8 protein-coding genes are annotated in these 8,346 nt (G+C 40.2%); all 8 read right to left on the reverse strand.

Features of this window, described 5'->3' with window-relative positions:
* Positions 1 to 310 precede the first annotated feature (310 nt).
* Positions 311 to 790: a transcription/translation regulatory transformer protein RfaH gene (gene rfaH / locus D9603_RS20585; RefSeq protein ID WP_128732726.1), complete on the reverse strand. Its 480-nt coding sequence runs from the start codon at positions 788 to 790 to the stop codon at positions 311 to 313.
* Positions 791 to 866: 76 nt separating this feature from the next.
* Complete coding sequence (locus D9603_RS20590) at positions 867 to 2,033, reverse strand: nucleotide sugar dehydrogenase (RefSeq protein ID WP_128732727.1); 1,167 nt, start codon at positions 2,031 to 2,033, stop codon at positions 867 to 869.
* Positions 2,034 to 2,042: 9 nt separating this feature from the next.
* The gene (locus tag D9603_RS20595) at positions 2,043 to 3,128 is read right to left on the reverse strand and encodes a glycosyltransferase family 4 protein (protein ID WP_128732728.1); all 1,086 of its coding nucleotides are present in this window, start codon (positions 3,126 to 3,128) and stop codon (positions 2,043 to 2,045) included.
* 1 nt (position 3,129) lies between these two features.
* The gene (locus D9603_RS20600; protein ID WP_128732729.1) at positions 3,130 to 4,008 is read right to left on the reverse strand and encodes a glycosyltransferase; all 879 of its coding nucleotides are present in this window, start codon (positions 4,006 to 4,008) and stop codon (positions 3,130 to 3,132) included.
* Positions 4,005 to 5,279, reverse strand: a complete 1,275-nt coding sequence (locus D9603_RS20605) for an O-antigen ligase family protein (RefSeq protein WP_128732730.1) — start codon at positions 5,277 to 5,279, stop codon at positions 4,005 to 4,007. Before D9603_RS20605 ends, D9603_RS20600 begins: the two co-directional genes overlap by 4 nt.
* Positions 5,279 to 5,827: a DapH/DapD/GlmU-related protein gene (locus D9603_RS20610; RefSeq protein ID WP_241651736.1), complete on the reverse strand. Its 549-nt coding sequence runs from the start codon at positions 5,825 to 5,827 to the stop codon at positions 5,279 to 5,281. The genes D9603_RS20605 and D9603_RS20610 overlap by 1 nt, the downstream gene beginning before the upstream one ends.
* Complete coding sequence (locus D9603_RS20615; protein WP_128732731.1) at positions 5,817 to 7,019, reverse strand: glycosyltransferase family 4 protein; 1,203 nt, start codon at positions 7,017 to 7,019, stop codon at positions 5,817 to 5,819. Before D9603_RS20615 ends, D9603_RS20610 begins: the two co-directional genes overlap by 11 nt.
* Positions 7,020 to 7,025: 6 nt before the next feature.
* Positions 7,026 to 7,943, reverse strand: a complete 918-nt coding sequence (locus D9603_RS20620) for a Wzz/FepE/Etk N-terminal domain-containing protein (protein ID WP_128732732.1) — start codon at positions 7,941 to 7,943, stop codon at positions 7,026 to 7,028.
* Between the last annotated feature and the right edge of the window lie 403 nt (positions 7,944 to 8,346).

Consider the following 8,346-nt stretch of genomic DNA (forward strand, 5'->3'; position numbering starts at 1 on the left):
CATCGGCTTTTTATCGCGAAGTAAACTCGCTCCTATTACTGCCATAACAGTGTGCAGTGAGGTCTAACGTAATTGCGACCATACTGCAAAATGGTGTGAGATAAAGGCTCTCACTAATAAAAGATCGCGAGGTAAACTCGCTCCTACTATCCGCACAATTTAGTAACGGTAGGTAAAGTCACACCTAATTTATAGGGAAAAATGGCTTAACATCACTGTTTTAGGGGCTTCAAGCCATGACTATATTGTATCGCAGAAGTTAGATTACACCTTTCTTGCAACATATAAATAAGAATAAAGGATGAAGTTTCTATTGTACCTTTTTTATTGTGCAGTTATCCACAACGACTTTTGTATATTGGTTGAGCAGTTTAATCAGTAAAATACTGCGCATCTCACCGTCTGGTTGCTGATAAATTGCTTGCACATCCCGGTAACATCCCTCAGTTAGCTGTACGAGATCACCTTCTTTGAAATCACACTCTACAGGTGTTTCATTTTTATTCATGAGCTGCATAACTAATTCTTCAGGTACAATTTGAAGATCTGTACCGTAGCGAATAAAGTCAGCAACGCCACGGGTATGTTTTACCGCAGAAAAGTGTGAAGAATGTGGATCTAACTTAACAAATAGATATCTAGGGAACAGCGGCTGCACAACAGGCTTTGCACTGGCTGTTTTACGCTTGGTGATAGTCGGGAAGCAAGAGACGATCCCCTGATTTTTTAGATTAGACTGTGCTCTAAATTCTTGTTTTGGTTTACAATAGAGTAAATACCAGCATTCCATGCGTTCAGTTCCCTAAATAAAAAAAGCCTAACTAAGTAGGCCTTGTATTATACGTATATTTTCAACTCCGTAAAGCCTAGTCGCTGCCAAATAAGTCTCTTGTGTAGACTTTTTCGGTAACGTCTTGTAACTCACCAACCATTCGGTTAGAAATAATTACATCACAGCTACTTTTAAATTGTTCTAGGTCATTTATCACTCTAGAATTAAAGAAGGTTTCCGCCTCTAATGCAGGCTCATAAACTATTACTTCCACACCTTTAGCTTTGATGCGCTTCATTACCCCTTGAATTGAAGAAGCCCTAAAATTGTCTGATCCAGACTTCATTATTAGGCGATATATCCCCACTACTTGAGGTTTTTTCTTTAAAACAGACTCAGCAATAAAATCTTTTCTTGTTGTGTTTGCATCAACAATAGCCTGAATAATGTTGTTCGGCACATCTTTATAGTTAGCAAGCAGCTGTTTGGTATCTTTTGGTAGACAATAGCCACCATAACCAAAAGATGGATTGTTATAGTGATCGCCAATTCTTGGATCTAAACACACGCCTTCAATAATTTGTTTAGAGTTTAAACCGTGCGATTCAGCATAGCTGTCTAATTCATTGAAATACGCTACACGCATTGCCAAATAAGTGTTAGAGAATAGCTTAATGGCCTCAGCTTCAGTTGAATCAGTAAATAGCACTTCGATATTCGCTTTTACAGCACCTTGTTGCAATAGCTCTGCAAATACTTCTGCTCGCTTAGAGCGCTCTCCCACAATAATACGTGAGGGGTGCAAGTTATCGTAAAGTGCTTTCCCTTCTCTTAAAAACTCTGGAGAGAAGAATATGCTACCCAACCCAAACTGCTCGCTCACCTTTTCTGTAAAGCCAACAGGTACGGTAGATTTTATAACAATAACGGCATCTGGATTGTAGCGTTTCACATCTGCTATCACAGATTCAACAGATTGAGTATTGAAATAATTGGTGTCAGGGTCATAGTCTGTTGGTGTTGCGACCACCACGTAACTTGCTCCCTGATACGCGTGTGTTTTATCAGTTGTGGCTTTAAGGTCTAATTTCTTATTTGCCAAATAGTCACTTATTTCTTCATCTACAATGGGGGACTTTTTTTCGTTTATCAACGCAACTTTTTTTTCATCTATATCGAGTGCTACCACTTCATTGTGCTGTGCTAATAGTATCGAATTAGAAAGGCCCACATATCCAGTCCCTACTACTACAATTTTCATCAATAATTCCTATGTTGATAATCGCTTTTTTAACTCTTGATCTAACTGTTTAGCAACTTGCGTAGCATTATAGTGCTTTACAGATTCTCGAGTATGGCTACATAAAGTTGCAAAATCTTGCTTCTTCATCGTTAAAATACTTGTAATGCTCGCGGCGATAGCATTGGCATTTTTAACCTCAAAGAGTAGACCATTTTTGCCATCTAGCACCACCTCATTGACAGGGCTAATATTAGAGGCGAGTACTGGCGTGCCACAAGCTAGCGCTTCCACCGCAACTAAACCAAAACTTTCTCTATGTGTTGGGAAAATAAATGCGTCCATCTCACAGTATTTGTTGGCAAGCTCTTGTGGTTTTAACGCGCCAAAATAAGTAACGAGTGACGTTAATTCAAGTGCTTCAATTTGAGTATTTAGTGCATCCACTTGAGCCCCTGTACCAAACATCTTTAGCTTAAAGCCCTCTAATATCTCAGGCCGCGATCGTTTTAATATGGCCAACGCCTCTAATAGCTCTTGCCAGCCTTTACCCTCATCGACTCTTGACACATAGCCAAGTGTAAACCCTGGCTTAGGGGCAACGGCTTCAGGTTTAAACAGCGAAAAATCCACACCGCCGGATGGCGAGACAATAATTTTGTCTTTGTCGTACCATGGGTGTAGTTCTAAAAGTGTCGCTTTAAAAAAAGAAGAAGGCACAATCACAGCAGCACTATATTTCAATACCAGCTTGGAGGTAGACCCCATAACCTTATGTATTGGTGTATCACCAACTAGGTCATCACCATGAATATTGACCACATATCTAGGTCTATTAACGAGCAAGAAAGGCAATAAGCAAAGCGTGGAGTAAGTAAGATAGTGAAAGTAGATATAATCATAATCTCGTTTAGCAATCGCTCTTATACCACGGCCAATAAAGCGCAGATAACAACGTAATTTATCCATACCCGAAGCACGATAATCAATCACGACTTTGCTAACTATATCATTTCCTTGGCTTTTCAATTGTTCGTAGTTTTTACCAACAAAGCTGCCAAACGAAGGATCTTTTTCAGAAGGAAATAAATTGGCAATAAAACAGATTTTACTCACTCTAATCCCTTTTAAACAGCTCTAAGCGCTTTCTTGCCAACTTGGGAAACAAAGAGGCAAGCCAAGCTCTTAATAATTTTGTTGCAATTGCAGGGGTAAAAAACTTTATTACAGTGCCAAAGCTCACTCTTTGCCCTTTACTGTAGTGCACCAAAAAATTAAAGCACTTTTTGTTGGTGTTAGACATCAAATGCCCATAACGTTCATAAAACTGTTCAAAGCCAACGACTCGGTTATTTAAACTGTCTGTAATTCTTGGCTTATCATGCGCCGTATGCACTATATATGTCGGTGTACTAATACGAATAGCCGCACCATATTTTAAGATCATTCTGGTCCAAAGTTCCCAATCCTGAGATGACACCATAGACTCATCAAACAAACCTGCCTCAATTAAACGCGTTCGCTTTGCTAATACCTGATTAGATGCTTGATTGAAGTTGAGCTGAGTTTTGATATTAATTACCAAATCTGAATCTAATAACGCTCGCTGGATTTTGCCATAATCCCAAATATAACCACTACAAACAAAAGCATACCGTTCATCAAACGCATTGAGTAATGTTTCAACTCTCGACGGTAAAAACTCATCATCGTCGTCTAGTCCCGTGGCATACTCACCTTGTGCATGCTGAATGGCATAGTTTCTTGCAGAACATGCCCCTTGATTGGTTTCAAAACAATGATAACGAACTCGTTGATCATCAGTAGCTAATTGTTTTAGGTACTCTACGGTTCCATCCGTAGAACCATTATCAACTATAAACAGCTCTACATTTTTGTATGTTTGATTTTGTACCGACTTTACCGCCCGCTTCAGCAATGACAGTCGATTACAAGTTGGGATCCATACGGTAACTAGGGGTAAAGATGCACTCACGAGTTACTCCTTTTCTCATTATCAACCCATAATAATGAAACAAAACACCCAAATGATATCCCTAGCGTACCAGAAATCCAAACGTGGCCACTTAATTGTGCTAAAAATAGCAAAATAAATGTACCGACAACAACACTTGGACTGTAAACAGCCTCACATTTAACAAACTGTGAGGCTGCCTTAACGAACGTTAATATATAAAAGGCAAAACAAATTAATAACCCAAAAAAGCCAAAATAGGCTAGCACGTCCACCGCATCAATTTCGGCGGCATATTTAATCGGAAGATACTCAGCAATACCAGCAGTTCCGACTCCAATGGCCTGTTGCCAAAACGCTAAGTAGTCAACATAGACCACCAACAAGTCTCGTGCATATTCATCTCGGCCGGATAACACTATGCCTAATATTCCCTTTTGACTGAGCACCCACATAAAGCGATCATACAAGCCTAACGCTTCAAGTAAGTCGGTAATAACCAGTGCAATAATAACAACACCGATTGTCATCGGAACCAGCGTATAGAGCTTAAGCTTTGTCATCTGAAAAAAGCGCTCTCTTTCATTGGCCAACGGAATAACAAAAACCAGTAATGCCGCTGCAAGCATGGCTGTTTTGGTTGCTACCAGTAAACCACAAAGCACAGTAAACAACGAAAGTACAGGATACCAGCGACGATGGTTGTTCCAACAAATATGCAGCACAAAAGAAAACAGTACCACCATTGTTGCACCTAACTCATTTGCAGCATAAATATAGCCGTTGGAACCGGCTGTTTCACCATCTCTGAGTTCATAACTAGAGCGGCCAAAACCAAGTGCACCGAGTAATAGGTTAAAGCATAATATTGCAAAGTTGGTAAGTAGGATCTTTTCTAACCACTTGGCAGTGAATGACTTCCAGCGTATTGATAACAGACCAAAGTATACAAAAATGGATATCGGCATAAGCATCTTGTATACATTTGAAAAATCATTAATGAACGCTCCACCATCTGCTTCATTGGCAAGCTGAAAAATAGGGCCAATAAGGAGTATTGCCAGCAAAGAGAGTAAAGCAACAAAATACCTGGCGTCCAGCAGTAACACGAGCACTAGAATCAACACCGTTAATGGCAGTTTATATAGTAACGACAACTTAAGGTTGACGCCAAGCTGGATCACCGTAAAGCCCGCAGCAATATCCGCAAGTAAGTAGATGCTCATCATCAGCAAGCACAACTTATGCGCAAGAGATGGGGCTTCATTACTGACAAAAAACTGCTTCAACATCAGAAATTACCGGGTTCTTTTTCGAACGTAGCTTTATATGCGCTCACATATTCTGCTGTGGTTTTTATCACTTTAGCAGGGTTGCCTGCTGCTACCATCCCTTCAGGAATATCTTTCGTTACAACACTGCCTGCACCAATAACACAGTTATTGCCAATATTCACACCGGGCAAAACGATACTGCCCCAACCAATAAATACATTATCGCCTATTGTGATTGGTGACCGATACGAGCGTCTTGAACCTTTTTTATAACTTTCAGGATGAATAACAAGCTCTTTAATAAAAAGCGTTGGAGAAGCATCATGACCGAGTAACGTTGCCCCTGTAATAGTACAGTCTCTACCAATAAAAAAACGATCCCCCTTACTAGATGAGGATAGTTTGGTATCAATAATGATGGTGTTTTCACCAATTTCAGCACCTTGAGCACGGTACTTATCCATAACCAGCGTATAACCTAACTTATCAACTTTCTCCTGCAACAGCGCTGACTTAATAAAGCGACTCGCAATTTTCAGTATGAGGTATTGTAATTTAGTCTTCACTTGCTAACTCCCTAGCCAGTTTATTCCAACTAAATTTTTGCTCTGCTAATGCTCTATTTTGCTGTTGTAGCTCGGCGTAATCATTATCCTCAAGCGCCATAAAGGTATTCATCCCTTCGGCAAATGACTCCGCAGAATGTGCGTCGAGTAGTATATTGTTAGTATCTGATAGGATCTCGCTTGTGGCTGTGATCACCTTGTCACTAGCACAAGCTCCAACTATCGGTAAACCGCAAGATAAGGCTTCTAGAATGGTTTGCCCAAGCGGCTCATAAGTTGATGACATAATAAAAAAGTCAGCGGCCTTATAATACTCCTCGGGGCAACTTTGACGCCCTAAAAACTTAACTTTGTCGTCCACATTAAGGCGGTTACATAAGGCGCGAAGCTCCTTCTCTTCAGCTCCCTCCCCCAATAACCACAGCGTTGCATCACCGTCTAACAACTGTAATGCTTCAATTGCCGTATCAAAGCCTTTGGCTTTTACAAACCGGCCAATACATAAAAACACTTTACCATTATCAGCAACGCCTAATTGTTCTCTTAATTGGTGCTTTTCGCTTCGAGAAACTAGGCTAAAGCGTGATAAGCTTACCCCAGGTTTACACGTTCTAATGGCTTTATCCTTGTTAATTTTTCTGACTTGCTGCAGCATATTTTCACTAAATACAAATAGCTTGTCAGAGCAAGAAAATGCCCAGCGCTGCATTAATTTATGCAAAGAAAAAGACAACGAACCTTTCACTTTTCCTAGAATAGTACTTTGCTGTCGTAAACTAGCCTTGGTTTCATTTTCCACCACACCTGGCACTAAATATACAAGGTTTTGATACCCCAACGCCTTTAGGTACACTACATTGAAATGAAAACGACAAACTGCAAGCACAGGGTCATGTTTTTTTAGTACGGTTTTATAAAGTGAAATAGCATTGCGAATATGCTTTATCCCTCGTCCAATTCCTTGATCACGACCAGTTTTATAACGATAAATAGTTACGCCATCTTCAACTTCGACGTCCGGCAATGACTTGTTCTCAGGATTTAAATCGCTGGCAACGATAATAACCTCATATCCTAATTGGATATATTCTTGAGAAAGATGGTAGAGCGAGTTTTCAATCCCACCTATGTTTGGCTTATATTGGTTGCTTGTGAGCAGTACACATGGTTTTCTGGATGAGGTAATTGTCATAACCAACTATGCCTTTGATCTAAGCGCTAGAATAAATGCAACAATCAAAGACAATAAGCCACCGATAAAGGTAATTCCTAAACAGATCAGAGCACGTGATGGCCCCGACTTTTCTTCCGGATAGATAACAGGAGACAAAGGTTTGACCAAGTGGTAGTCACCAATAGACGATAGTAGTTTTGAGCGGGTCTGCTCTGCTATTAACTCGTAAAATACAGTACGTAACTCTGCAACACTGGTTTCTGCAGCTTTTTGTTTTAAATACTCTATCGCTTCTTCAGCTTCGTGTTTATCTTTTGTGCGCCAAAATTCATTTATGTCTTCAACCAGCCAGTTGGTTATATTCACTGATAACTCAGGTGCTAGCGTAGTGACTTTTAGCTCTACAAGACCTTTTTTCTTCATATATAAAACATCTATGCTACCTAACAGAGAAATATAACCTTCCCATGCTGATGGAATAACTTGCTTGCCAGGAGGAGCGGTTCTTACCCAAGTTTTTGTCTCAACATCATACAGCTCCGGGTTGTAGATATAGCCGTTATTATTTGAATCCCATTTCTCAAGTGCGAGTATTTCAGGAAGCAAGGTGCGCTTGTCAATAAATGGCTGCAAAAAGCCACGACTTTTCATAAACTCAATCGCCGCATCAACATCATTTCCCTCTGAGCCGCCAAGAGAAATTCCCGCCATACTAGCAAGACCACCGAACTGACCAGCCAGCTTAGATAGTCCTCCGCCCTCTTTGGCGTTAGATGGTACTAAATAAACTTTAGCGGTATATTTATTGGGTTGTTCCATCGCTACCAATACAGAGAGCGCGGCTGAAAGCAGTGTTCCAATAATCACAACCCATTTGTATCGCATTAATTTTGCAAATGTGAAGTTTATCGTTTGTTCTGTGGCTACAACATTACTTTCCATGGAATTTCTCAACCAACTTTAGCTAACTAAAAGGCGGGCATTATAACAAACGGAAGATTTATTAAAATAGCATTTTTGGTGTTTAAGTGTAGCCAAATGCAACCGCCAAAACCGCTGACTTGTATTTGTGCTAACGCTTTTCTTTTACTCGATATGTACATACCGTTAGCTCATATTTTTGAAGTTTGTTTACAAAAAGAAACGAAAGCGGTTAGATTATTCGTGTATGCTATTTGCTCATTAAGTACAGCTAACCAGTGTGACTGACAAAGCACGATGCGCTACTATACCTTGTTAACTCGTTTTTCAAGGCGCCTGAGATAAGTAGGCTGTGTTATCAAGGGCAAAAATAACCGTTCGCTTAATTACGTAGCCCATCATGCGCTGGGGAAGAAGTTTTTTT

Origin of the sequence: Pseudoalteromonas sp. PS5 (assembly GCF_004103255.1) — a bacterium.
Lineage (GTDB): Bacteria > Pseudomonadota > Gammaproteobacteria > Enterobacterales > Alteromonadaceae > Pseudoalteromonas > Pseudoalteromonas peptidolytica.